18 protein-coding genes and 11 tRNA genes are annotated in these 23,250 nt (G+C 68.3%); 21 read left to right on the top strand and 8 right to left on the bottom strand.

Features of this window, described 5'->3' with window-relative positions:
• Positions 1-238: 238 nt before the first annotated feature.
• Positions 239-1,912, bottom strand: coding sequence for an ATP-binding protein (locus Afe05nite_RS22755; RefSeq protein ID WP_203819182.1), 1,674 nt, complete (start codon positions 1,910-1,912; stop codon positions 239-241).
• A 658-nt stretch (positions 1,913-2,570) separates the two neighbouring features.
• On the opposite strand from Afe05nite_RS22755, the gene Afe05nite_RS22750 reads away from it, so the two are divergent.
• A complete protein-coding gene (locus Afe05nite_RS22750; RefSeq protein ID WP_203819181.1) occupies positions 2,571-2,951 on the top strand; it encodes a hypothetical protein in 381 nt (126 codons plus the stop codon).
• Positions 2,952-3,049: 98 nt separating this feature from the next.
• Positions 3,050-3,409 carry a MarR family winged helix-turn-helix transcriptional regulator gene (locus Afe05nite_RS22745; protein WP_203819180.1) on the top strand — a complete coding sequence of 120 codons (360 nt, stop codon included), beginning with the start codon at positions 3,050-3,052 and terminating at the stop codon, positions 3,407-3,409.
• 66 nt (positions 3,410-3,475) lie between these two features.
• Here Afe05nite_RS22745 and Afe05nite_RS22740 read toward each other — a convergent pair whose 3' ends face one another.
• Positions 3,476-4,843 (bottom strand): DNA polymerase IV, encoded by a 1,368-nt coding sequence (locus Afe05nite_RS22740; protein ID WP_203819179.1) that lies wholly within the window; start codon positions 4,841-4,843, stop codon positions 3,476-3,478.
• A gap of 746 nt (positions 4,844-5,589) precedes the next feature.
• Here Afe05nite_RS22740 and Afe05nite_RS22735 point away from each other — a divergent pair.
• Positions 5,590-6,240: a lysophospholipid acyltransferase family protein gene (locus Afe05nite_RS22735; protein WP_203819178.1), complete on the top strand. Its 651-nt coding sequence runs from the start codon at positions 5,590-5,592 to the stop codon at positions 6,238-6,240.
• A gap of 89 nt (positions 6,241-6,329) precedes the next feature.
• On the opposite strand, the gene Afe05nite_RS22730 is transcribed toward Afe05nite_RS22735, so the two are convergent.
• The 5 genes from Afe05nite_RS22730 to Afe05nite_RS22710 all read right to left on the bottom strand — a co-directional run bounded on the left by Afe05nite_RS22730 (position 6,330) and on the right by Afe05nite_RS22710 (position 12,990).
• Positions 6,330-7,298, bottom strand: coding sequence for an alpha/beta fold hydrolase (locus Afe05nite_RS22730; protein ID WP_203819177.1), 969 nt, complete (start codon positions 7,296-7,298; stop codon positions 6,330-6,332).
• A 294-nt stretch (positions 7,299-7,592) separates the two neighbouring features.
• Positions 7,593-7,970 (bottom strand): hypothetical protein, encoded by a 378-nt coding sequence (locus tag Afe05nite_RS22725; protein WP_203819176.1) that lies wholly within the window; start codon positions 7,968-7,970, stop codon positions 7,593-7,595.
• Positions 7,971-8,266: 296 nt separating this feature from the next.
• Positions 8,267-9,220, bottom strand: a complete 954-nt coding sequence (locus Afe05nite_RS22720) for a S66 peptidase family protein (RefSeq protein ID WP_203819175.1) — start codon at positions 9,218-9,220, stop codon at positions 8,267-8,269.
• 356 nt (positions 9,221-9,576) lie between these two features.
• A complete protein-coding gene (locus tag Afe05nite_RS22715) occupies positions 9,577-11,082 on the bottom strand; it encodes a PQQ-binding-like beta-propeller repeat protein (RefSeq protein WP_203819174.1) in 1,506 nt (501 codons plus the stop codon).
• 297 nt (positions 11,083-11,379) lie between these two features.
• Entirely contained in the window at positions 11,380-12,990 is a 1,611-nt protein-coding gene (locus tag Afe05nite_RS22710; protein ID WP_239118101.1) for a restriction endonuclease, read from the bottom strand.
• A gap of 333 nt (positions 12,991-13,323) precedes the next feature.
• Here Afe05nite_RS22710 and Afe05nite_RS44630 point away from each other — a divergent pair, with 333 nt between their 5' ends.
• On the top strand, positions 13,324-13,452 hold the full coding sequence (locus Afe05nite_RS44630) for a hypothetical protein (protein WP_275407500.1): 129 nt from the start codon (positions 13,324-13,326) through the stop codon (positions 13,450-13,452).
• A 195-nt stretch (positions 13,453-13,647) separates the two neighbouring features.
• Here the strand turns inward: Afe05nite_RS44630 and Afe05nite_RS22705 are convergent, their stop codons facing one another.
• Positions 13,648-14,922 carry an EAL domain-containing protein gene (locus Afe05nite_RS22705; protein ID WP_203819173.1) on the bottom strand — a complete coding sequence of 425 codons (1,275 nt, stop codon included), beginning with the start codon at positions 14,920-14,922 and terminating at the stop codon, positions 13,648-13,650.
• 791 nt (positions 14,923-15,713) lie between these two features.
• Here Afe05nite_RS22705 and Afe05nite_RS22700 point away from each other — a divergent pair.
• The 17 genes from Afe05nite_RS22700 (at position 15,714) to Afe05nite_RS22620 (ending at position 23,131) form a co-directional block, all read left to right on the top strand.
• Positions 15,714-15,786: transfer RNA gene (locus Afe05nite_RS22700), tRNA-Trp, on the top strand.
• 136 nt (positions 15,787-15,922) lie between these two features.
• Positions 15,923-15,997, top strand: a tRNA-Glu gene (locus Afe05nite_RS22695).
• 27 nt (positions 15,998-16,024) lie between these two features.
• Positions 16,025-16,097, top strand: a tRNA-Gly gene (locus Afe05nite_RS22690).
• A 46-nt stretch (positions 16,098-16,143) separates the two neighbouring features.
• On the top strand, positions 16,144-16,587 hold the full coding sequence (locus Afe05nite_RS22685) for an HNH endonuclease (protein ID WP_203819172.1): 444 nt from the start codon (positions 16,144-16,146) through the stop codon (positions 16,585-16,587).
• 37 nt (positions 16,588-16,624) lie between these two features.
• A tRNA-Gln gene (locus Afe05nite_RS22680) sits at positions 16,625-16,697 on the top strand.
• A 113-nt stretch (positions 16,698-16,810) separates the two neighbouring features.
• A tRNA-Ala gene (locus Afe05nite_RS22675) sits at positions 16,811-16,886 on the top strand.
• A 1-nt stretch (position 16,887) separates the two neighbouring features.
• Positions 16,888-16,959, top strand: a tRNA-Asp gene (locus Afe05nite_RS22670).
• 4 nt (positions 16,960-16,963) lie between these two features.
• Positions 16,964-17,050, top strand: a tRNA-Ser gene (locus tag Afe05nite_RS22665).
• 1 nt (position 17,051) lies between these two features.
• Positions 17,052-17,125, top strand: a tRNA-Ile gene (locus Afe05nite_RS22660).
• Between the two features lie 29 nt (positions 17,126-17,154).
• A tRNA-Pro gene (locus Afe05nite_RS22655) sits at positions 17,155-17,228 on the top strand.
• Positions 17,229-17,232: 4 nt separating this feature from the next.
• Positions 17,233-17,319 (top strand) — tRNA-Ser (locus Afe05nite_RS22650).
• A gap of 40 nt (positions 17,320-17,359) precedes the next feature.
• A tRNA-Glu gene (locus tag Afe05nite_RS22645) sits at positions 17,360-17,432 on the top strand.
• A gap of 94 nt (positions 17,433-17,526) precedes the next feature.
• The gene (locus Afe05nite_RS22640) at positions 17,527-18,066 is read left to right on the top strand and encodes a tyrosine-type recombinase/integrase (protein WP_203819171.1); all 540 of its coding nucleotides are present in this window, start codon (positions 17,527-17,529) and stop codon (positions 18,064-18,066) included.
• A gap of 49 nt (positions 18,067-18,115) precedes the next feature.
• Positions 18,116-18,994, top strand: a complete 879-nt coding sequence (locus Afe05nite_RS22635) for a site-specific integrase (protein WP_203819170.1) — start codon at positions 18,116-18,118, stop codon at positions 18,992-18,994.
• An 8-nt stretch (positions 18,995-19,002) separates the two neighbouring features.
• Positions 19,003-19,371 carry a tyrosine-type recombinase/integrase gene (locus Afe05nite_RS22630; protein ID WP_203819169.1) on the top strand — a complete coding sequence of 123 codons (369 nt, stop codon included), beginning with the start codon at positions 19,003-19,005 and terminating at the stop codon, positions 19,369-19,371.
• On the top strand, positions 19,368-21,767 hold the full coding sequence (locus tag Afe05nite_RS22625; RefSeq protein WP_203819168.1) for a hypothetical protein: 2,400 nt from the start codon (positions 19,368-19,370) through the stop codon (positions 21,765-21,767). Before Afe05nite_RS22630 ends, Afe05nite_RS22625 begins: the two co-directional genes overlap by 4 nt.
• A gap of 95 nt (positions 21,768-21,862) precedes the next feature.
• The gene (locus Afe05nite_RS22620) at positions 21,863-23,131 is read left to right on the top strand and encodes a barstar family protein (protein WP_239118099.1); all 1,269 of its coding nucleotides are present in this window, start codon (positions 21,863-21,865) and stop codon (positions 23,129-23,131) included.
• Positions 23,132-23,250: the final 119 nt, after the last annotated feature.

The raw sequence follows: 23,250 nt of genomic DNA, 5'->3' as shown, positions 1-23,250 counted from the left end.
GCCCTGGCTGGATCGGGCTGCCGCCGAACGGCTCGGCTCGGCTCGCGGAACTTGACATCGACAGGATCGAGTACGCGTGGCCGGCACGGCGGACGATGGCGGCACGGCACGGGCCGCTCAGCGAACTCACCTGTGGTCACGCGCCGGCTCTCCACCGCCACCGTCGCATCGCAGCAGATCCGCCCGGCGTCGTACGGCTGCGGCCCGCAGGCCAATGGAAGGGACCGACACCCTCGGTTCAGCTTGCCCGATCGTCCGGTCTGTCGCCGTCGCCCGGCAGGGTCACCGTGAAGCACGTTCCTCTGTCGGGGCCGGGTCCGGCGGTGATCGTGCCGTGGTGTGCCTCGATGATGGCTTTGGTGACGGCGAGGCCCAGCCCGGTGCCCTTGATCCCGCGTTCGGTGGCGGTGCTGGCCCGGAAGAACCGATCGAACAGACGCGGGTACTGCTCCGCGGGGATGCCGATGCCGGAGTCGACGATCGTCAGGACCACGCCGCCGCCGTCACCGCGGGCGGTGACCGCGACGGTGCCGCCGGGCAGAGTGTATTTGAGGGCATTGGACAGCAGGTTGTCCACGACCTGCTGGAGCCGGCGGGCTTCGCCGTTGATGACGGGTAGCGGCCCGATGTCCTCGGTCAGCGTGATCTGGCGGTTCGCGGCGGCACCCTGGTGAGCGTGCACGGCGTCGTGGATCAGCGCAGCCGGCTGCAGGGGCGCGGTGTCGATGCCGATCTGGCCGCCGTCGAGGCGGGCGAGGTCGAGCAGGTCGTCGACGAGCTGGGTGAGCCGGCCACTGGTTCGGTCGATGACGGCGAGCTCCCCGCGGATATGCTCGGTCAGGTCCGGGTCGGCGACCAGCATCTCGGTGTAGCCCTGGATGACGCCGATCGGGTTGCGCAGCTCGTGGATGACCATGGCGATGAATTCGTCGCGCATCTGATCGATCTCGCGCAGCCGGCGGACCTGTTGCTGTTGCTGCTCGAGCAACTGTTCGCGCTGTACGGCGAGCTGGTGGCGTTCGGTGATGTCGTGCAGGAATGCGTGGAAGACCGGCCGGCCCCGCTCCTGGCCCATCTGCATGGTCATCTCGATCGGGAATTCGCGGCCGGCGCGGTCGACGGCGGTCAGTTCCAGTCGCTGACCGGCCAGCCTCGACTCCCCGCTACGCCGGACCCGGGCGAGCCCGGCCCGGTGCGCGTCATGAAATCGCTGGGGGATCAGCAGCTCGGTGGCCCGCCGGCCCACGGCTTCGGCCTCCGGCCAACCGAACAGGCGCTCGGCGGCGTCGTTCCAGGTGGTCACCCGGCCTTCCTGGTCCATCGACACGAACGCGTCCTGGGCGGTCTCCAGCACCGTCTGCATTCGTGCCGAGGACAGCAACAGGTCGCCGTGCGCCACGTGCAGGGCGATCTCCGACTCGGCGTTGGCCGCCAGGTCCCGCAAGATCTCCACCTCGGTGGCCGACCACTGCCGCGGCCGGCCGTCGATCGCGCAGAACGAGCCGAGGACCTGACCGTCGGGCGAGCGCAGCGGGAACCCCGCGTAGGCGATCACGTTGAGATCGGGGATGGCCAGGTTCCCGCACAGCCGGCCGTCGGCACGGGCATCGTCGATCACCAGCGGCGCCTGATCGGTGACCACGTACTGGCAGAACGAGTGCGTCAGCGGGGTCTGCCCCCGCGAGGCCCACGGCTCGGCCAAGCCGACCGCGCTGACGAACACCTGCCGGTCCGAGTCGACCAGTGACACGAGCGCCACCGGCGCCTGCACCAGCCGGGTGGCTAACCGCGTCAGCCTGTCCAGCGACGTCGCCGAGTCGGCGTCGAGCAGCCCGGTCGCCCGCAGTGCCTGCAACCGGACGGGATCGTCTACCCGGCCCGGAACGCGCAGCCGGAGATCATCAACAGTCATCGCGACTATCTCATCGACGGGAAAGCAATGGCCCTGAGGCCTTGCCGCCGCATCATCGCTCTGGAGCGGTACGGCCATGCTTGCGGATTCGCCGCTGTCCGAACATCTCAAGGCATCCTTCGATCGAGAGCGCCGGCCGGCGGCTACAGGTTGGGGGCGCGGTCGCGCGCCGCTAGCGCCAAGGCGACGAACTCGCCGAACTCGGCGAATTGCCCGGCCGTCCAGCACCAGAATCTGGTTGTCGAACGCGAACTCGGTCGTCATGGTCCCCCTCGGTGCCGTTCGCCAGTCTTGATCCAATGCGTCCGTCGTACCAGCGGACGTACGGCTGACGGTGGCCTCCCGTTCGGTGTACCAACGGTGCCCGGCGCCGTTCCCCGCCGCCCCGACTGATCCGGTTGCGGGGTTGGAACCCCTCTGCCGCCGGCGGCGAGGCAACGTACGCGGCCTGGCAACGCCTGCGTGGTATCGGGAATTACCTGATCCGCCTGTGGCCGCGGCTGTTCGGCGGCGGTGCCGTGCCGCCGTTGCAGCAGCTGACGCGCCGGGCTCTCCCGGCAGGGTTCGAGACCGAACGGGGGTCAAGTCCCGCGGGCGGGATCGCCGGCCGTTGACACTGATCCGTGCAGTTACATGCGTATCGCATATAATTGAGAGCATGGAGTCAAACCTCGAGGAAGCCATCAACGAGTGGCATACGAGTGTGAACGCCGGCGATCTGCAGCGGTCCATGCACGCGGTGGGTGATCCCATCATCGTCCTGGGGCCGAGGGGTGCAGGACCGATCACGCCCGTGCAATTCGCGGACTGGGTGGAGCATTCGGGCATCCGGTTGGTTCCGCGGTCCTGGCACCCGGTTAGCGAGCGACTGATGGTCGTTGAAGAGGATGCGACCTGGCCTGACAGTCGGACGCCTACCCGCGTGGCGACAGTGTTCCGCGTCGCAGGGGCTAAGGTAACTGCCGCGCTGCGACTGCCTGATCTGCGGTCAGCGCTCGAACTGGCCTACATCTGCCGAGAGATGGCCGCATCCGAATGAGTGCCCGAGGACCCGGGCAGCTGCTGTTCAGTTTCGTCCGGCTCTGGTCGCGGCGCAGAGCAGCGGGAGATCCCACGATTGCCGAGCAGGGACGCCTCGTGCAGGTGACAGAGGCGGTGAACGCGTTGGTCGCTCGCGACGAACCGGCCACCGTGAACGCGGTTGCACACGAACTCGGCATCGACCAGAGCGGAGCATCACGGCTTGTCAAGAGTGCTACTGACGCGGGCTACCTGTCGATGGCGAAGGGCACGTCCGACGGGCGCCGGCGGGAGGTCTCCATCACCACCGCCGGGCAAGCCGCATTGAAGGACGCGCACAGATGGCAGGAGCAGGTCTTCGACGACCTGACCGTGGGCTGGAGTCGACAACGCCGCGAAGATTTCCGGCGAGCAATGGCTGATCTGATTGCCAGGTCGCACGCAATAGAAGCGCCAGCCCGGCCGACCCGTCCCTGACCGCTCGCCGCACTCCCACGGGAGATGAAGGGCGGGCCTTTCGGTGTCATCGCCGCGGCGTCGCTGCTATGTCGGTGATAAGGCGCTGCTTACCCACTCGGGTGGATCAGCCGGAAGTAAGGCTGCGTCGGCGGCGTCGAACGTACGGATCGGGCCCGGTGCCGTGGTGGGTCCCTCGAACCGGACGGTGACCAGGCCGCGTCCGCTGCCCCATACCCATCCCGGTCCGTACCGGTCGTGCTGCACGTCCTGGCCCGCCCGCCAAGACCCGGGCACGTGGTGCTCCCGCACGACGGCGCTCTGATCGGTCGTGCTCGGGGCTGGGCCCGGGGCCGGCTGCCCGCTGGGCTGGTCCGGTTCGGTGTCACCGAACAGGTCGTCCTGAACGAAGGTTTCCAGACCGCTCGTCCCGACGCCGAGCAGGCGGATGCCGGCTGAGGTGTCCACCTCGGCCAGGAGCCGGCGGGCGAGCTGGGCGATCAAGCGCGGCTGGTCGGTGGGCTGGGGCCGGGTGGTCGAACGGGTGATGGTGGTGAAGTCGTGGTGGCGGATTTTGATCGTGACCGTGCGAGCGGACAGGCCGCCGGCTCGGAGCCGGCCGCCGACCTTCGTGGCGAGTACGTCGATCTCGGTGCCGAGCCGGGCCCGGTCGGTGAGGTCGACGGCGAAGGTTTCCTCCGCCGACACCGATTTCGCCTCGCGTTCGCTGACGACCGGCCGGTCGTCGTCGGCGCGGGCCAGCCGGTACAGGCCGGCGCCGTGGGCCTGGCCGAACCAGTCGATCAGCGGCGGCAGCTCCACCTGCGCCAGGGCACCGATGGTGTGGATGCCCGCGCGGCGCAGCCGTTCGGCGGTGGCGGGTCCGACGCCGGGCAGGCGGGTCACCGGCAGCGGTTGTAGTAGAGCCTGCTCGTCTCCGGCGGCGGCGATGGTGAGTCCGTCGGGCTTGTGCAGGTCCGAGCCGATCTTGGCGACGAGTTTGGAGGTGCCGACCCCGACCGAGGCCGTCACACCGCCCGTGGCGGCCGCGATCGACGCCCGGATCTGTTCGGCGACCGCCGTGACGCCGGCCGGCGACAGGTCATGGCCGCCGGCGGCGAGGTCGATGTACGCCTCGTCGATGGAGACCTGCTCGACCAGCGGCGACAGCTCATGGAGCAGGGCCATCACGACCTCGCTGGTCTTGCGGTACGCGGCGAAACGCGGCGTCAGGAAGGCGGTGCCGGACGGGCAGCGGCGCCGCGCCTCCGAGGTCGGCATCGCCGAGCGGGCCCCGAACCGGCGTGCCTCGTACGAGGCGGTCGCCACCACACCCCGGCCGGCGACCCCACCCACAATCACCGGCTTGCCACGAAGTGAGGGCTTGTCGCGTTGCTCCACCGCGGCGAACATGGCGTCGAGATCGACATGCGCGAGACTTGCCTCCTGCCTCACGCCCACCTCCGCTGACCCGTATTCCCGTCGCCCACCTCCAGTGTCCGCGATCGAACGCCGGTGTACCGGCATGCCTGCCGCGATTCGGATCCGCGTCACCGCCGAGCGAAGGTGGGCCTGGTCGCGTGCCGCGAGGTTGTACGCCGCAGTTGCAGCGGTGTGGATGCGCGTGTCCATGCCGTCTGGGTACCGGTCAGCTTGTCGCCGCCGAGCAGGCAGGAAAGGACTGCCGCCCAGGAAGAAGTACCGGAGCTCGAGTCGGGTGCATCTGGCGCAGATCGACAAACGGGCGCACTGGGCACGACCGGTCAACCTGGGACTTCCAGAGTTGCCCGGCCCCCGATGAAGGCCGGGTCCGGTGGCGTCTACTCAGGACACCGTTCGTGTGTCACGCGTGCGACCGCCCCTTGAGCCGCCTCTTACTTCCGGCCGGACTCCCCGGCCGGGCCTCTCGAAAGGTCGCCGCGTACCAGGCCGCGGTTGTGTTCGCCGGCACCGAGCCCGACAAGTCCGCGTACTCCGCGCTCACCATCCGCAGTCCGACCGGCGTGCCCACCGGCCGACAAAACGCAGTTTCGTGGGGAGCTTGCGCACCTCACCACAACTCCGTCGCGTTGCTGAGGCCCGCTCGACCTGTTAAACAGGGCCCGTGAGCCGCCGTCCATGCAGGGGACGGCGGCAGGCGCGAGCAAAGCAGCAAGCGTTCGCTGGTGAAGCGGCATGGGCCTGGACAGTGAGAGTGAGTCATGGAGCGCAATCGTTCTGCCGCTGAGATCAACAACGCCGGCCGGATCCCGCCGGTCTATCGAGCGGTCATGACGGCGGCCGGGCCGATTGTCCGCTGGTGGGGCCGACTGGAAGTGGTGGGCGTGCACCACGTTCCCAAGCACGGCGCGACGATCATCGTGGCAAACCACGACAGCGCGTGGGACCCCGTAGTCATCGCGGTCGCCGCCCGCCGACACCGGCAGATCCAAGCCCTGGCCAAAGCGTCACTCTGGAAGAATCCGCTGCTCCGCAGCGTGCTCAACGGGATGGGGCAGATTCCCGTACGGCGTGGCCAAGCCGACACCGACGCGCTGGATGCCGCGGTGCAGTGTCTTTCCGCCGGCGGCTGTCTCGGGATCTTCCCTGAAGGCACCCGCTCACAGGGCCGGCAGCTTCGCGCCCGGAGCGGCGCCGGACGCCTCGCGCAGGCCGTGCCGCAAGCCCGCATCGTCTGCGCGGCGGTCTCCGGAACCGTGGATATCGCCCGTTTCCCGCGGCGCCCCCGGTTGAAGGTGACATTCTTCGAACCCACACCGTCGCCGCCGTCGGAATCCGCGCTGGAACTGGCCACGCGGCTGACCGCCGAACTCCGCGCCGTCGCACCGGTAGCGGCGGCGGGGCGACCCTAGCCAGAAGTCGACAATTGGCGCTACAGAGTTCACGCCGGCGGATTGCGACGCCTCTGATCCGGGGCGGGTGGAATCGTCGGTGGGGTGGTTCAGCGGCGAGCGGCGACCAGCTTTTCGATCTCGTCGACGACGAGCTGGGGCTTGTCCTGCGGGATCTCGTGTGTGCTTCCCTTGGCGGTGATCAGGGTGCGTCCGGGCCCGGCCGCGACGAACGCGGCCGCCGCGTCGCGCCAGCGCCGGGCGTCCTGCGGGGAGCCGTCGAACGGCGTCTTCTCCGACGCGATGTAGGTGACCGGGACGCTGTCCGGCCAGGAGACCTCGTGGTACGCCAGATGAGTGGGACCGAAGTTCTCGGATGTGGCGATGAGCTGCCGGTTCGCCTTCGTCGACGGCTGCTTCTTGAGCGCTTCGAGTTGCGGCGTGGTGAGCGCGACGAGGCGCTGAATTTGCCCGTCGGTGAAGAATGGGGGCACGTTGGCGTCGACGAGTACTTCCCCGGACAGTACGCCCGGGTTGGCGCGGGCGAAGTAGGTGGCAACCTCCCCGGCCTGCGAGTGGGACACGAGGATCACATTGCCAGTGATGCCGAGCTCGCGCAGACCGGCCTGCAGGTCAGAGGCGGCGGCCCGGCCGTCCCAGGGGCCCCTCACCTCGTCACTGTTGCCTAACCCCGCCCGGTCGTAGGTGATGATCTGTGACCCGGTCGCCGTCGACAGCTGCGGGACGATGTCTTTCCACTGGGTGTGGTCCTCGCCGCCACCGGAGTCCAACACGATGGCCGGTGAGTGCCCGGGGACGACGTAGAACGCCAGGCGATGCCCGTTGTTGGTGATCATGTGCTGGCCCGCCGTAGAGGCCGAGTTCGCGGGTTCGGCCGCGTTGGTCGCGGCAGCGGGGGCCGGAGCTGCTGGGCCGGCCGGGTGCGCGGGTTTCGACGCCGCCGAATCACCGCACCCGCAGACCGCGCCGACTACGGCGACGGACAGGACGAGGGCGAAGGCGGCCCGGCGGAACCGCGACAATTTCTGCGTGGCGCCGAGATCGTTCTGTACGGTCATGGAGATCATTTTTGGCGGTTTCTCGGCCGCGTTCGATCCTGCTGGCAACCCTCTCGGATGGGGGGCCAGCCCTACCCACCTTGCCGCTGACAAGGCGCGTCTCACGGCTGGGCCAAGGAACCCGGCCTGGGCTCACCGGCTTGCGCAGGCGTCCCGGCCTCATGCGGGCGGGACGCCGCGCCGTGGCGCCGGCCGGGTAACCGGACCCGCGGCCGGCCGACCTGTTCGGCCTGATCCGACCGCGGGCCGGGCGCTCCGCTGGTATCGCGTCGCGGTCGCCTGGGCTCTGCTGCGTCAGCTGCCGGGTCGCAGTGCGAGCATCGCGGTCTCGGCCGTGGTCAGAAGCCGAGCCAGTGTCCGAGCATTCTCTTGGACGTCGGTCAGGGCCTGTCTGGCGGCCGCGACGGTCTCGGCGTTCTGGCCGTTCGAGCCGGGCGCCCGGGTGAGGTGGCCCGCGGCGAACTCGTCGTCGAGATAGCGCTTGAGCTGGGTTGCGGTTTGTTGCAGGTCCCCGGCCATCCGGTTCAGTGCGGCGAGCACGTCCTCGACGTCGCCGGTGCCGGTCAGACCCGGGTACCCGACTTCCGGCCCGGTCGCGTCGCTCAGCAACTCGACCGATCTAGCTGCCACTGTCGCCAACGCGGGCGCGTCCTCGTCGATAGGTGAGCTCATGGTGATCTCATACCCATAGACGTGGCCGCGCACGCACTCCGGTGATCGTCGATGGCGCCGTCGCCGGACGCCGTGACCCGGATTCCCGACAGATTTTTGAGCAGAGCACCAGCACTCGAACGACCATGTACGGCTGCGCAACCTCGACCTGCTCCGCCAGCGCATCCTCCCCTGCAGTTCCGGGCCGGACTGCTTGGAAAGAGCCGCCGAAATCAGCAGCCAGGAGCGTTGATTCGATCGGTCGTCCTGTCCTGCTGAGGTGATTGTCAGCAGGTGAGATCGTCTCGTTCTCGTCGTCAACCGGAGGCTTGCTGGTCTGCCGGTCGGCCGACCGGCTGGGCGACAAGTGTTCCGGAGTCCGCGTCCAGGACGGCCGGGACGCCGAGGCCCACGGTGGTCTGCTGGTCGCCGTGTCCGATGGGCAGACCGCCGAGTACCGGGACGCCGAACGATCCGAGTTGTTCCGACAGGACCTGTTCGACCGTGGGGGTCGGCCCGTCGTCGACACAGTTGGTGAACTGGCCGACGGCGACGCCCGCGATGCCGTCGAGCCATCCGGCTCGCTTGAGCTGGACGAGGGAGCGGTCGACTCGGTAGGGCTCTTCGTTCGTGGCCTCGATCACCAGAATCGCGCCGCCCAGATCCGGTTTGTGCCGCCCGCCTGCCATCGTGGCCAGCATGGTCAGGTTCCCGCCGAGAAGGATTCCTTCGGCTCGGCCGGCTACTCGAACGTCGAAGGTGCTCTCCTTCTCGTCGGCGGTCATGACCACCGGATCACCGGTCATCAGCGCCCGATGGACGCTTCCTTTTGTCGAGCTGTCGGCATCGCTCAGGTAGGCGGCCACCGGGCCGTGCACGGTCGACAGACGGGTCTCGCACCACAGCGCGATGTGAAGTGCGGTGATGTCCGAATAGCCCATGAAGAGTTTTGGATCATTGCGGACGGCGTCCAAGTCGATATCGTCGATGATCCGCTGCGCTCCGTATCCTCCTCGCAGGCATAGGACTGCGCGGACCTCCGGGTCGCGGAACGCGTCGTTGACATCGTCCAGCCGCTCTTCGTCAGTTCCGGCGAGATAGAAGTGGCGGCTGAGGGCGCTCTTCGCCGCCTGTGCTCGAAGTCCCCAGCTGGTCAGTGCTTGTATCGCGGCGGCGGCGCGGTCGGGGCGGACCCATCCCGATGGCGCGACCAACCGCACCAGCTCGCCCGGTTGCAGCATTGCCGGTCTCACCGGTGAAAACGGCACCATGGGAACAGGTTAGCGAGACGAGTCATGACGACCGGGCCGCCGCCGTGGCGGAATACGCCGGGACGGTGGCACCGCCCAGGACACCACCAACGGTTGGCTATTGGTAGTGGCCAGCGACCTCCTCGTGCACGGCACGATACGTCGACGCCGGATCGCGCTGGTGTCGTCCGGCCAGCGTGGTGGCGAAACCGCTCGGCCTCGCTTACATAGTTCTGGCCCACATCAGCGGTACGGCTGGCCTGGCCGACCTCGCACTCCTGGCAAGCACGCCAGAGCGTCGCGGGTCGTCGATCTCCCATGTGCCACTGCGGACTCCACCGCAGCCCGTTAACGTCTGTTCTCCGGCACGGGCCGGCTCAGCTCGGCATGGTCCGGCAGTCGAGAATTCGTCCGTCGCTGGTGCCGACAAGTAGCCGATCGGGTCCGGTCACGGTCAGGGCGGTCGGGAAGACGCGGGGCAGGCGCCACCGCTGGCGTACGGCGCCGTTCTGCAGATCCAGGGCCACGATCTCGCCGTCCTGGTAGGCGACATAGGCGGTGTCGGTGTCGGTGTCGAGATCGACGGCGGCGTGATCGGTGTGGGAGGTCCACAGCGGGTTCCCGGTGGCCAGGTCGCGCCGGACCACGAAGGCGCCGCCCGGCTGCAGACCCCGACCGTCGTACACCGTGCCGGCATAGACCAGGCTGCCGTCCGCTAGTTCGACTCCTGGCCCGGCGAAGTGCGACTCGCCTGGCACCCATGAATACGGAAACAGACGTCGGGCCTGGCCGGCTTCACGCGGGCGACCGTCGATCGTGGCGGGCACCGGATCAGCGGCCGACAGCCACTCGGACGCCCGTGCGAGCAACGACGTGCCCAGACGCTCGACCTCCCGGACGTAGATGCGCCGGCCTCGGCGCACCCGCAGCCGGGTGGCCTGCGGCACCGTCCCGAGGGGGGCCACGGCAGGCTGTCCGTCGGCGCACTGGACCAGAGCGTACGGATGCTGCGGACTCATCTCGTCGAGCTGGGCGCCGTCGGTCAGTGAATACCGGATCAGCGACTGCGGGGCGTTTTGCCAGCCGGGCCGGACGAGGCCGACCCAGACCGATCGGCGGTCCGCCGACACCACCAGGTCCTGGCCGCCGCTATCCTGGCCATTGTCGTCCGAAACGCGCCACTGGACCTCGCTCGACGCCAGCCAGCACTCCACCGTGACATCCGCGAGCGCCGCAAGGATCCGCCCGTCGGACAGTTCCTCGACCGCGCGAACGGTGCGCCGCGGCTCAGCGTGGGGGCTCAGACGCCGCACCGCCGCGCTTGCCGGCACCCTGTCGTCGGGGCGGGGCATCGGAACCCGAGGGCCGGCCAGTTCCGTCGGTTCGAGCGAGGCCGGGGCGACGGCACTCCAGTCGTCGCGGCGGACCACCGCCACCTGCCCCTCGACCCACGCCGCCCGGTCCTGCCAATCGTCCGGTGGTGCCAGCAGCAGGCGTAACCGGTGGTCGTCGAGCCATTGCAGGCCGAGCACCTGGCGGCCCAGCGGGTGTTCGAACAGCGACACGACCGCGCTCGTGCGCAGGTCGAGCAGAAGTAGTTCGCCTTCGAAGAAGTAGCCGCCGTCGTAGCGGCCGGTGCCGGCTGCCAGCAGCGGCAGCGTCGGATGGAACGCCATCGCATGGACGGGATGACGCGACCGGGCAACCGCCAGGCAGGACAGGTCACCGGTGTCGTAGACGGCCAGTGGCGCCCGGCGGGACTCGTGGACGAACTCGCCCGCGACCGCGAGGCGATCGTCGGCCATGACCGCCAGGACGGGCTCGCCGATCTCAGCGAAGGGCCGGTCTCCCAGAATCCGTTCGACCCGCAGCGAAGCGTTCACCCTTGAAGACCATCCTGGAGTTGAGACGCGGGGAATCCGCGCCCCCCGGTTACCGGGCACCAGCCTGCGGGAACGGACGATCCCCCGTTCGAGAGTTCCCGCATCAGCACTGGTCGACCTCTCGGCGCGCCGCCAACGTATCAGCGCGCGTTCCGGGTTCTCGACTTCGGCCCGTGGTTCACGGGACCAAACCCAGGTTCCTAGGACGCTTTACCGGCTGTGCTCGCCGCGGGGTCAGCCAAGATGTCCGCGGGGGACATGACGTCGGAACTCCTGCCGACCCGTGCACGGCTCTGGCTACTCGAGTTCGGATGCGTCGATACGGGCTTGGAGCTGGGCGTGTTCGGCGAGGAGGTAGAGCAGGTTGGCGCCGTCGATGAGTTCGATCGGTTTGCCGGACGCGAATTCGTAAGAGGTGGGGCCGTAGCCACTGGTGGTTACGAGGATGCCTTTGGAGGCACCTTCGTTCTGCAGAGTGCCGAACAGGTCGCGGACTGCGGACACATCGACGGTGTTCTTGTATCGCTTGGCCTGGATGACGACCTTGCCGCCGAAGATCGGGCGGGGGTCGTAGGCGACGCAGTCAACGCCGCCGTCGCGGGAGGCGCGGGTCTGTTTGGTGTCCAGGCCCATCTTGGCGAACAGGTTCTGGATCAGCGACTCGAATTCGTAAGGGTTCAGGCGCAGCAGGTTGGGGCGTTCGTCGAGGTCGGCCAGGACGTCGACCTCGTCGATGAACCGCTTGTCGACCATGTCGAACTCCAGGACCGGCCGGACCGGCGCGAGTTCTTCGGGACGTTTGGACACCGAGGCGCTGAGATGTTGCAGGCAGGCGGCCGGGTCGACTTTGGCCAGGTTGATCGGCGTGAACTGGTCGCGAGTGGTGCGCAGGGTGACCAGGCACGGGCGGACGGCTTGGCCGGTGCGCGGGTCGGTGGTGTCCACGACGCCGTTGAACACGACGGTGTCGACCAGCCGGGTGCGGTCGGCCTCGAACAGCTCGTGCACGGTGCGGAGGGTGACCTGGGTGACCACGGAGGTGTAGCGCTCGCGGACGTCCTTGGCCGGCCGGGCGGTGGAGGTGATCTCGTCGCGGGTCTTGACGTATCGATGTTCCTTGACTGCCGGCACGACATCCAGGGCGGGCAGCTCGTATTCGGCGACCAGCTGCCGGGACTCGGGCACGTAGGCGAGGCGGTACTGCTGGGGGAAGTCGTCGGGGTAGACCGAGTTCGCGAGGACCATGCCGAAGTAGTCGACGACAGCCTGCGGCTCCCCGGCGGCGAACGCTGCCGCGAACCGGTCGATCTCGGCGTTCTGTGCGGCGGCCTCGGCGTCGACGCGCTGGCAGTGCTGCTGGTATTGCTGGTAGGCGGCGGCGAGCCGGCGCTGCCGGTCGGCCTCGGCGGCGGCATGCTGACCCTGGGCCTGTAGGAACTGCGTTCGGGCGGCCGCGAGCTGCTGCTGGTACTTGCTCTGCCCGCCGAACATTTTGCCGAGTCCGGTCGGCGCGGGTGGTTCGAAGCGCCGCCAATCCGGTCCCGGGATCGGCTGGGCCAGCTGGCCCGGGTTGAACGGGGGATGCTGAACCCGCTTTCTCAGCCGGGTGAAGTCGATGTGGTCGTCGACCTCGAGGGTGGACTGCAGTAGCTGTTCGAGCTCTTCGAGGTGCGCTTGGATGTCGGCGTTGTCGGCGGCGACCTCGGCCGCGCGGGCCTCGAGGTAGAGGCGTTTACGTTCGCGTTCGTCGGCCACGGCGGCTCGCTGCGCGGCGCGGGCGGCTTGTTCGGCGGCCCGGCGCATCGCGGTTTGCTGGCGGACGTACGCCGTCTGGGCCTGCTGAGCTGCCCGGATCTGCCGGGCGTGCTCGCGTTGCAGGGAAGCGATGATGCCTTTACGCCGAGCCAATGAATCCTCCCGCGTCACGTGCGAACGCGGAGCACATTACCGTCGTGAAACTCCAAAGTGTAATCAGCTGATCCGCCTACGTGATCGCCGTAGAGAAGGTCGACACGGCCCACGCAATTCGCCGGCGGGTGGACGCACCGGGCGTCGCTGGGCCGCAACGACGGCGGGCCGCCAATACCGGCTTCGCAGACTTCCCGCATCCCACGGCGCCCGGCATGGTAACCACAAGCTCCTCGGGAAGTTCGCCGGCGGCGAGATCCGCGAGCACGGCAGCCGCATACGCGATCCTCGACGGCACCCTGAGCCCGGTCGCCGGGCTTGAAATCGGCTCCGATGAAGTCGACCTCTGCGGCGGGCGGCCGTGGCACCCGCTACGTCGATTCCGTGGACGGTACGGTCCAGGTCGTGTTCGAAGCGGGCGGCCCGGCCCAGGCCGACCCGTACATCAAGGCCGGTCCTTGAAATGTCGGGTGAAAGGGGTCGGCAGGGCTGGTGCGGTGCGGCTGCCACTGGACGCCAACCCGAACCCGGGCGAGGATTCACCGCCCCAGGCAATCGGTGGCAGTGTGCCAAAGCGATATTTTGCCCGTGCATCGGCGTCCGCCGGCCGGGCGGTGCCGGTTCGGGAGCGCAGCCGGGGTTCATGTCCGCTGTACGTCAGGCCGAGCGAGGACCGCCTACCACGGCGGGGAACTCGAAGCGGGTGCCCAACTGTCCCAGCAGCATCCGGGCCAGGCCGTGCACAACGGTGGGGTCGTGGGACAGGACCAGTTCCACCATGTCGGGATCGGGCAGGCGGCGTAGGCACAGTGCGGCCGCCGCGCCGGGCCGGACCACCACCAGAGCCGCCTCGAACCGCTCGGTGGAGAGGGTGTCGTCGATGGTTTGGCGAACACCGTCCGGTGCTGGGGCGCTTCCGGGCGGTCGGACCACGCCGGTGAACCCCACCCGGGCGGCGATCTGCGCCAGTCTCGGCAGCGACTGGTCGAAGCTCTCCGGGTCCTGGTTCATGGCCAGCACCACGCCGTGTTGGCCGGCGGTGGTCGCTTCCTGCAGCAGATGGTCGGCGAACGCCGCCGCGACATGACGACTGACCTGTCGTGGCGGGTGTGCCGCGGAGGCAGTAGTGAACAGGGTGCCGGCAACGTGGTGCAGGCCCGGCTGTGCGGCCCGCAACCGGGCTTGGGCGTTCATCGGTCGTCCGGCGAGGTTCTGCAGCGGGCCGGGTTTGCCGAAGAAGAATCCTTGCCCCCAGGTGGCACCCAACGCGGTGGCGGTGGCCAGGTCGTATTCGGTTTCGATGCCTTCGGCCAGCACCACCGCGCCGGTGCGTTGCGCGTACGCGCCGACGCCGGCGACGGTCGCGATCGTGTCGGCGCTGGTGGGATCGCGCAGCAGATGCATGTCCAGCTTGACGACCTCGGGCTCGATCAGCGGCAGGAAGGCCAGCGACAGCGGATCGGCGCCGACGTCGTCGAGGGCCAGGGCGTTACCCACCGCATGGCACATCTGGGCGACTTGCAGCAGGCCGGTCGGATTGGCGGCGAGCGTACGTTCGGTGAGTTCCATGACGATGCGGTAGTCCCGCTGGTTCGCCAGGGCGGCCCGCAGGGCCGGCGTGGGTGGCTTGGTCAGAGCTCCCGGTTCGGAGTTGACGAACAGCAGTGGCGGAAGGCTGCCGCGGTGGGCGTTGAAGCCCTCGATCGCCAGGGCGGCGCACATCGTGTCGAGCTCGTGCAGCATGCCCGCCTGATTCGCGGCAGCGAACAGGGCGTCCGGGTAGTGCAGCGGTGAGCCGGCGGGGCCGCGGGTGAGCGCCTCCACGCCGACGATCCGGCGCGTCGACAGCTCGACGATGGGCTGGAAGACCGGGTGTACGGCGCCGGTGTCGATGATCTGCTCGACCGACCCGACACGAGTCTCCAAGTCCATGCCTGAACGATTCGACGCCTCAGCCTTGGACTTGAGTGTTTGTGACGCGCGCGGCGTCGGCGGCACCTGAAGGCGGCGGCCCACCAGGCAGACGATGGAGAGCGAGGCCGGCCCAGTAGTGGCGAAGCTCCCGATCGTAGCCGGCCCACAGATTGCTCTCGGCCGGCCGGTGTGCCAGTGACCCAGGCCTGGTCAGTGCCGAGTGTCGTCGTCGCAGGTGTCGTTGAATCCGGCGTCGCCCAGAAGCAACCAGCGATGTCCGCCATGGAAAACGCGTTGCTCACCCATCCCGATCCCCCTAACGTAGGGATCACCAACGACGACCGATGTCAGGGAGCACCGATGTGGTGGCAAGCCTCGAGCACCGTACGGCGGCCCGCGCCGCTGGGTGAGGCCGTCACGATCTGTGCCGGGCAATCCCGCTCCCTGGACGATAGTTACCCGAATCAGGAACACCACCGGTGGCGCAGCTAGCAACCTCGCTAGCGACAGCGCCGCCCCTCCCGATCCGGGACCGGGCGGCTTTCTGGTTCTTCGCCCGTTTCCGTCCTCGACGACCTCACTCAGGAGTTCCGCTCATGTATCGCCGGCACGCCGAGACCAACCCGCAGCACATCGTGCTACGGGGTTCGGCCGGCTGCGCGCTCATGACGGCCCACGAGTTCCCCGAAGACCAGCTCAGCAAGTCCGTACCAGGGAGGCGCCGTTAAGCGCCCGAGCTCACCGCACGCCGCGGAAGCCGCCTCCCGAACCGGGAAGGCGGCATTTTTTGCCTTCCGGCACAACCGCACAGGGGTGTGGCGCAACGGGAAGCGCACCGGTCTCCAAAACCGAAGGTTGCAGGTTCGAGCCCTGTCACCCCTGCTTGGTCCCTCGCCGAACCGGCGGGCATGGACATGGCACCACTTGAGAACTCCACAGCGGAAATGGCATGAGTACAGGTCCCGCCGGCGCCACCACGCGGCCGGCGGGCCCTGGCAACACGAAATATCCAGCACCTGGTCCTGTGGAGCTGTCGGCAAAGCTCACCTGGTTCTCAGCCAGGAGATCGTCGGTTCGAGCCCGACCAGGACCACGCACCGCGGTGGCCCGTGGCTCTCATGCGGACGTGGCGCAGTTGGTAGCGCATCACCTTGCCAAGGTGGGGGTCGCGGGTTCAAGTCCCGCCGTCCGCTCGCTACGACATCACCGTCGACAACAAGCAGGAAGGAGGTGACCCGGGTGTCCGACGTCCTGGTCCTCAACGCCGACATGGAGCCGCTGACCCGGGTCAGCCTCCGCCACGCCGTCAAGATGCTCGTCCGCCAGGTCGCCGAGGTTCACGACCAGATCCCCGACCGCGCGATCGGCGTCTGGCCCGTACCCAAAGTCGTCCGGCTCGTCCGCTGGGTCTACGCCCGGTGGCGGCAGACCGATGGCCCGGCCTGGTCCCGGCGTGGGGTCCTGGCCCGAGACCACCGCCGCTGCGGCTACTGCCGGCAGCCGGCCACCACGGTCGACCACATCGTCCCGCGCTCGCAGGGCGGCGAGAACACGTGGCTCAACACGATCGCCGCGTGCTACCCCTGCAACCAGCGCAAGGCCGACCGGACCCCGCGTCAGGCGGGGATGGTCATGCGGTTCGAGCCCCGTACACCCACCTGGGTTTCGGCCGCTCGCGCATGACCCCAGCCGGCCGCCGCCGCGGCGGCGGCCGGCCCGATCCGAGATGGTGCAACTGGCCGCACGTCCGCCTCTGGAGCGGAAGGTTGGAGGTTCGAGTCCTCCTCTCGGAGCGCAGCAGGTGTCCGGTCCGGCCCTGCCGCCCATGTCCTCGTAGCCCAACCGGCAGAGGCGCCGTCCCGAGGAGGCGGTCAGTGCGGGTTCGACTCCCGCTCCGGGTACGCATGGGGTTGTAGCTCACCTGGGAGAGCGCCCGCCTTGCAAGCGGGAGGTAGCCGGTTCGAGCCCGGCCGGCTCCACCATGCCGTCGTAGCTCAGAGGGAGAGCACCCGACTGTCGATCGGGGGGCCGCGGGTTCGAGTCCCGTCGGTGGCGCAACGGAGAGATCGCCTAGTGGCTATGGCGCCGCAGTGCTGATGCGGTGGGGGTCCGCCCCTCGCGGGTTCGAGTCCCGCTCTCTCCGCCAACCTGGTGTAGCTCAGTCGGTGAGAGCGCCGCCCTGATAAGGCGGAGGCCCGCGGTTCGATTCCGCGCACCAGGACGCCAGACGGCCGGTCCGGATGACGCGATCTGGTCGTAGCTCAGCTTGGTGGAGCGCTCGGTTCGGGGCCGAGAAGCCGCAGGTTCAAATCCTGTCGACCAGACTTGGGAAGGGCCAGCCGACAGATGGCGCCGGCCGCGGTCTCGAAAACCGTTGGGGTTACGCCCGTAGGAGTTCGACCCTCCTCCCTTCCGCGCATGCGCCGATTGCCGGTTCGATTCCGGTGCCGGACCCGGAGCCGTCGACTAATGCCAGGTCGGCCGGGCTTTCAACCCGGATCGTGCGGGTTCGAGTCCCGCCGGCTCCACTTGATCCATCGTCGCCCGATCGGCGATCACCCAAGCGAGCGCGCCGACGACGGTGAGTCGGTCTGTTGACCGGACTAAGGACGGGACCTCTGCGTGGGATCCCGCCGAGCCGTACTGAATCATCACCGGATCACCGATCTACTCAACGCCGCATTAGCCCGCACGAGCCTTCGGAACTCCTCAGGAGAACCGCTGCGTTTCACGCCGCACGACTTTCGGCGAATGTTTGCTACCGAGGCCGTCACCGGCGGGCTTCCGGTTCATATCGTGGCGCGGCTTCTGGGGCATGCCAACCTGGCCACGACCCAGCATTACCTCGCAGTCTTTCAAGATGATCTCATCCGCTCGTATCGCAGCTTCCTGGAGGCGCGGCGGAAGGTACGTCCAGAGGACGAGTATCGTGAACCGACCGACGATGAATGGCGTGATTTCCAGCAGCACTTCGAGCTGCGAAAGCTCGAACTCGGGGACTGTGGGCGACCCTACGGAAGCCCCTGTAAACACGAGCATGTCCCGTTGACCGAAATAGCGCCTACCTTCCATCGGACTCCCGCACAGTCAACGGAGAGTGACGTCGGATCTCTGTCCGGAGCCCGAGTCCTCCTTGCGGGTGACTGTGGGCGACGGCCCTGATCTGCTGTCATCTCCCGGTCGTCAAGCTCGACGGCCAGCGGAGGTATAGATGGCAGAGCCCGGTTCGACGTTCAGGAACGTCGCAGCGTTGAAGGTCGACAGGGCCGGCCGCGTGGACGAGACCGCCGATCGGTTGCGGCCGTTTCGAGTTCTGGACGAAGACGGCGTCGAGGTGGAAGCGGTCAGCGAGTTCCTGCACCACATGCTCGCGGACGACGCCAGCCCAGCATCGCTGCGCTCCTACGCATACGAACTGCTGGCGTGGTTCCGGTTCCTGCGCGCGGTCGGCATCGATTGGCATGCCGCTGGCCGGGCTGAGGCTCGGGATTTCGCCCTGTGGCTGAAAATCAGCAAGAAGCCACCGCGACAGCGCCGTCCTGACACACCAGCCGCAGGTTCGGTGAACCCGGTGACCGGCAAGGCAACATCCGGCGAGAACTACGCGGCCCGAACTCGGCGGCATGCCCGTGCCGCGATTCGATCGTTCTACGAGTACCACCGGGAGATGCACGGCCGGCCGCTGGTCAACCCGTTCCCCAAGAGCAGGGGCGCCGAGGACGACCATCTCAATGCTCACCACAACCCGATGCAGCCGTTCCGGCGTCCGTCGAGGCGAGCGATGTACCAGCCCAAGGAACCCAAGCCAGCGCCGCGGAGCATTCCCGATCAGGCATTCAACGACCTGTTCGCGGCCTTGTCCTGCAACAGGGACCGGGCGCTGATCGCGTTCTACATCTCGACCGGTGCTCGCGCGTCGGAGTTGCTCGGCGTCCGGCAGCGCTTGGTCGTTCCGGAGGAGCAGGTGATCGGCGTGGTCCGCAAGGGGAGCCGGGCACTGCAGCAGTTACCGGCGTCCACGGACGCGTTCGTGTGGCTGCGACTCTACCAGCAGGAAGTGCGGGATCTGGTGCCGAAGGGGCCGGACTAGGCGTTGTGGTGGACGCTGCGCCGACCGTTCGCTCGCTGACTTACGACGCCGTCAGGATGCTGTTCAACAAGGCGAACGCGGCGCTCGGCGCGAACTGGACCCTGCATGACCTGCGACATTCTGCCGCCAAGAGGATGGTCCGTGACCCGAATCTGACGTTGTCCGACGTGCAATGGGTGCTGGGACATGCGCACATCACCACCACGGAGATCTACACCGCGCCTACCCCGGACGAGGTCATCACCCGCGTCCTTGCCCACCACGAGCGGCAGCGGGCCGAGCTGGCCAAGCCACCCGCGCCGCCGGCACCCGGGTATCGGCCCGAGGTGCTGACGACCCTGTTCGGCGCCGCGACCACAGGCGGAGACACGCAGTGACGATCGCAGCGCCGGGCATTGCGGCCGCCACCACCGGGATCGTCGACGCCGATACGACGGCCCGGCCAAGCGAATGGGAGCCGCGGGCCGACGAGGAAGGCTGGTGGCAGACCCGCCAGAGCCGGGAAGCGTTGACGGAACGGCTGCTGCAGGCGTTCACCGACCCGAGCACCGGCCGCACCCGGGACAAGACGCGACGACGCGGTTTGGGCAAGCTGCTGGATTGGCTTGAGCGCCAGCCCGGGGATACCTGGCAGGACCGGTGGCTGGCCAGTGGAGCCGACACCGCGGGTTTCGACTGGGCCGATCTGCCGCTGCGCGAGCGTGCCCCGGTCCGGCGTCATCATCGTGACGAGTTGTCGTGCGGGCTGGCGCTGCTGGTGGCCGGACAGGTCATCCGGCCAGGCTATCGATGGCTGCTGCGGCAACGCCACGCTCTGATGCTCGCCGAGACCAGAACGGCCACGAACCCTGAGGGATTCAGCAACATCGAGCGGCACACCGGGCACGCGGCCGACTGGGCCAAGTCCGACGCGATGAACAAGCTCACCTGGATCGTGATCCGCAAGGGCGGCCTTGTCGCCGACATCACCGTGGGCGACTGCATCGAGCTGACCAGAGCGCTGCAGGAGCACCACTTCCGCGGCAGCGCCGACCGGCCGTTGTTCTACGCGGCGTTGAAGAAGGCGGGCATGCTGCCGGCCGCGGCCCCGGAACGGTTGCGGATGCTGCGGCTGGACGGGCGCCGCAGCATCGAGCAGATCGTCGACGCCTGCGCCATCGAGTGCCGGCCGGTCCGCGACCTGCTGGTCGAGTACCTCAGCGAACGGGCACCCGACCTCGATCACACCTCGCTGCGTTCGGTCGCCCGCACCCTCTGCCCCTTGTTCTGGCGCGACCTGGAACTGCACCACCCCGGCATCGACTCGCTGCGGTTGGAACCGGCGGTCGCCCGTGCCTGGAAGGAACGGCTGGCCTACATCCGCGACGACGACGGCCAACCCGTCCGTGCTCGCGTCAACTACCGCAGCGAGCTCGTCTTCGTGCGGGCCTTCTACGAGGACATCGCCCGCTGGGCCGCGGACGACCCGGCCCGATGGGCGCCATGGGTGGCACCCTGTCCGATCAAAGCATCCGAGGTGACCCGCAAGAAGGCCCAGGCGCGCGTCAAGGCCCGGATGGATCAGCGGACCCGGACTCAACTGCCGCTGATGCCCACGTTGCTACGAGCCGTCGAGCAGCAGCGCAAGGACGCCGAAGAGCGACTCAACGCTGCCCAGGAGACGCCCGCCGGAGGACGGTTCACCGTGGCCGGCCAGGACCTCCAGCGGTGCCGGGTGGGCCAGTCCGGCCGGGTCTTCGCCACCGACCTGGCCACCGGCAAGCGGCGAGATCTGACCCATGAGGATGAGGCGGCATTCTGGTCGTGGGCGACGGTGGAAGTGCTGCGGCACACCGGGATCCGCATCGAGGAGATGCTGGAACTCACCCACTACAGCTTCATCGCCTACACCCTGCCCACCACCGGCGAGGTCGTGCCGATGCTGCAGGTCGCCCCCTCGAAGACCGACGCAGAGCGGCTGCTGCTGGTCTCGCCCGAGCTCGCCGAGGTACTGACCGCGATCATCTTCCGGGTCCGCGCCGGCCAAGCCGCCCTACCGCTGGTGTCCGCCTACGACGTGTTCGAGCAGACCTGGAGCCCGCCGATGCCGTTTCTGTTCCAGCAGCGCTTCGGCACCGAGGACCGGCCACTCACCCGCAGCTACATCCGGGAATGCCTGGTCCCCATGTCCGACACCGCGCGGATCGTCGCCGGCGGACAGCCGCTGCAGTGGCGGCCCCACGACTTCCCGGAGGATCTTCGTCACCGACGCCATCCGCTCCGGGCTGCCCCCACACATCGCGGCCAAGGTCTGCGGCCACGCCACGGTCGACACCACAATGGGGTACGCCGCGATCTACCCCGACGACGTGATCACCCACCACCGGGCATTCATCGCCCGCCGCCGCGCCGAACGCCCCAGCGCGGAATACCGCGAACTCACCGCCGCCGAATGGGACCAGTTCCTCGCCCACTTCGAGCTGCGGAAGGTCGCCCTCGGCACCTGCGGCCGCGACCATGGAACGCCTTGCCAGCACGAAAACGCGTGTGTCAGGTGCCCACTCCTTCGGGTCGATCCCGCCCAGCTACCACGGCTGGAGGAGATCCACGCCAACCTCGCCGACCGGCTGCAGGAGGCCAAAGATCAAGGTTGGATCGGCGAAGTCGCCGCGATCGAGACCACCATGGCAGCGGCGGCTCAAAAGCTCGAAGCCATGCGTACTGCTTGTCAGTCGCCCGTTCACCTCGGTATGCCGGATGTCGGCCCGTCCGCGGGCCGATCGAACTCGCGTAGGCCGGACCGATGAGAACGCGTATCCCGCCAGGAAGCGTCCTGACATCCCCTTTCCCGACAAGTTGATCGCAAACTCAAGTCGATAGGGTGACCGTGTGGCAGTGATCGATGGTCCCGAAGCCCCCTTGCCCGGGCAGCGGCGATGGGAAAAGGAGTCCGGGGCTGGCCTCCGCTGGTTGCTCCTCGGCGAGGTCGGCTTGGATGACTGCTACGACGACATCCCGCTGGGACGGTGTGTGGAGATCGAGGGACTGTTCGTTGATCTACCACCCCGACCGCGAGAACATTTCACGCTTGTCGGTTGCGCGCCGGAGGGTGCACTCGCCGATCTACTGAATCGGCTCCCCGCCGAGGCACTCGGTACGGATCAGGCTTGGCTCGGCGACGTCGCCATCACCGAGCCCTCGCCACCGCCAGGAACACCGCCGGTCTGGTCGGGCGAGTACCTCGGTGATGTCATCGTGCTGGGTCGACGTCCCAGCACCAGCATGCCCGGAACCGTGGATGTCGACCTCAGCGGCTTCGTCGATGTCGATGACCGCACCGATGCGGTGAGACGTCCTCGTGACACCTCGGACTTCGTTCTCCTGGGCGGGGGCCAGGAACGCTACGGGACCTGCCTCGACCTGACCGGCGTGTTCCGCGACCAGGCCGCACCGCCGGTACCACAAGTCAGGCTGCGCGGTTGCCGGCCGGCACCTGCGTTGCTGACCGCGCTCGACGCGATCGGGCAGTCGACCACGGCCGCTGAGCGTCGCCGTCGGATCCTCGCCGAGGTGCATGTAGTCGCTGCCGACGGTTCGACCGGGCACCTCGTCGGTGCTGCGGTGTCCGGTAGCGTCCAGGCCAGCGAGCCGTCGCGACTCGGTGCCGGTCTTCTCGACATCACCATCGACAGCGACCCGAGGGAACCGTTCCCGACACGCGTGCTCGACATGCTGGGCCACTGGCGCACCGGCCGACCGGCCGAGAAGAATCTGTGGGCCGGCTACGACCGGGAACTTCGTCACCACTGGGCTGGTATCGCTCTCGGCCGTGTGCCCGCAGCGCCGGACCGGCCCGCCGGCGCCACGTACGATCTCGACGGCCGGTTCGTAACCGACATCGAAGGGTTCTACTGCGCGATCGGTGAGGCGATCAACGGCCCCGGTGGCTATTTCGGGTGGAACCTCGACGCCCTCGACGACTGTCTCCACGGCGGCTTCGGCGCGCGGACACCGTTCCGGCTGACCTGGCACAACTCCATCGTCGCCCGGCAGCACTTGGTGGACGGCTACGACCGACGCAGGCTGGGCCCAGCGGTCTCCTTGCAATATCTGCTGGACCTTCTCACAGCGGAACAAGTCGAGATCGACTTACGCTGAATCGACCGCGCCGCCGTCAAATTAAGCAGCCCACGCCGCTCGTCTCCGGGTCGCCTCTTCTTGTTAGTCCGACATCGATACTCCCAGGGCGCCAGATTCGACACCCCTCCCATGACTCG

This window comes from Paractinoplanes ferrugineus (assembly GCF_016862195.1).
Taxonomy (GTDB): domain Bacteria; phylum Actinomycetota; class Actinomycetes; order Mycobacteriales; family Micromonosporaceae; genus Actinoplanes; species Actinoplanes ferrugineus.
Note: the sequence above shows the minus strand (reverse complement) of the source record. Positions and strands in the feature narration are given on the sequence as shown.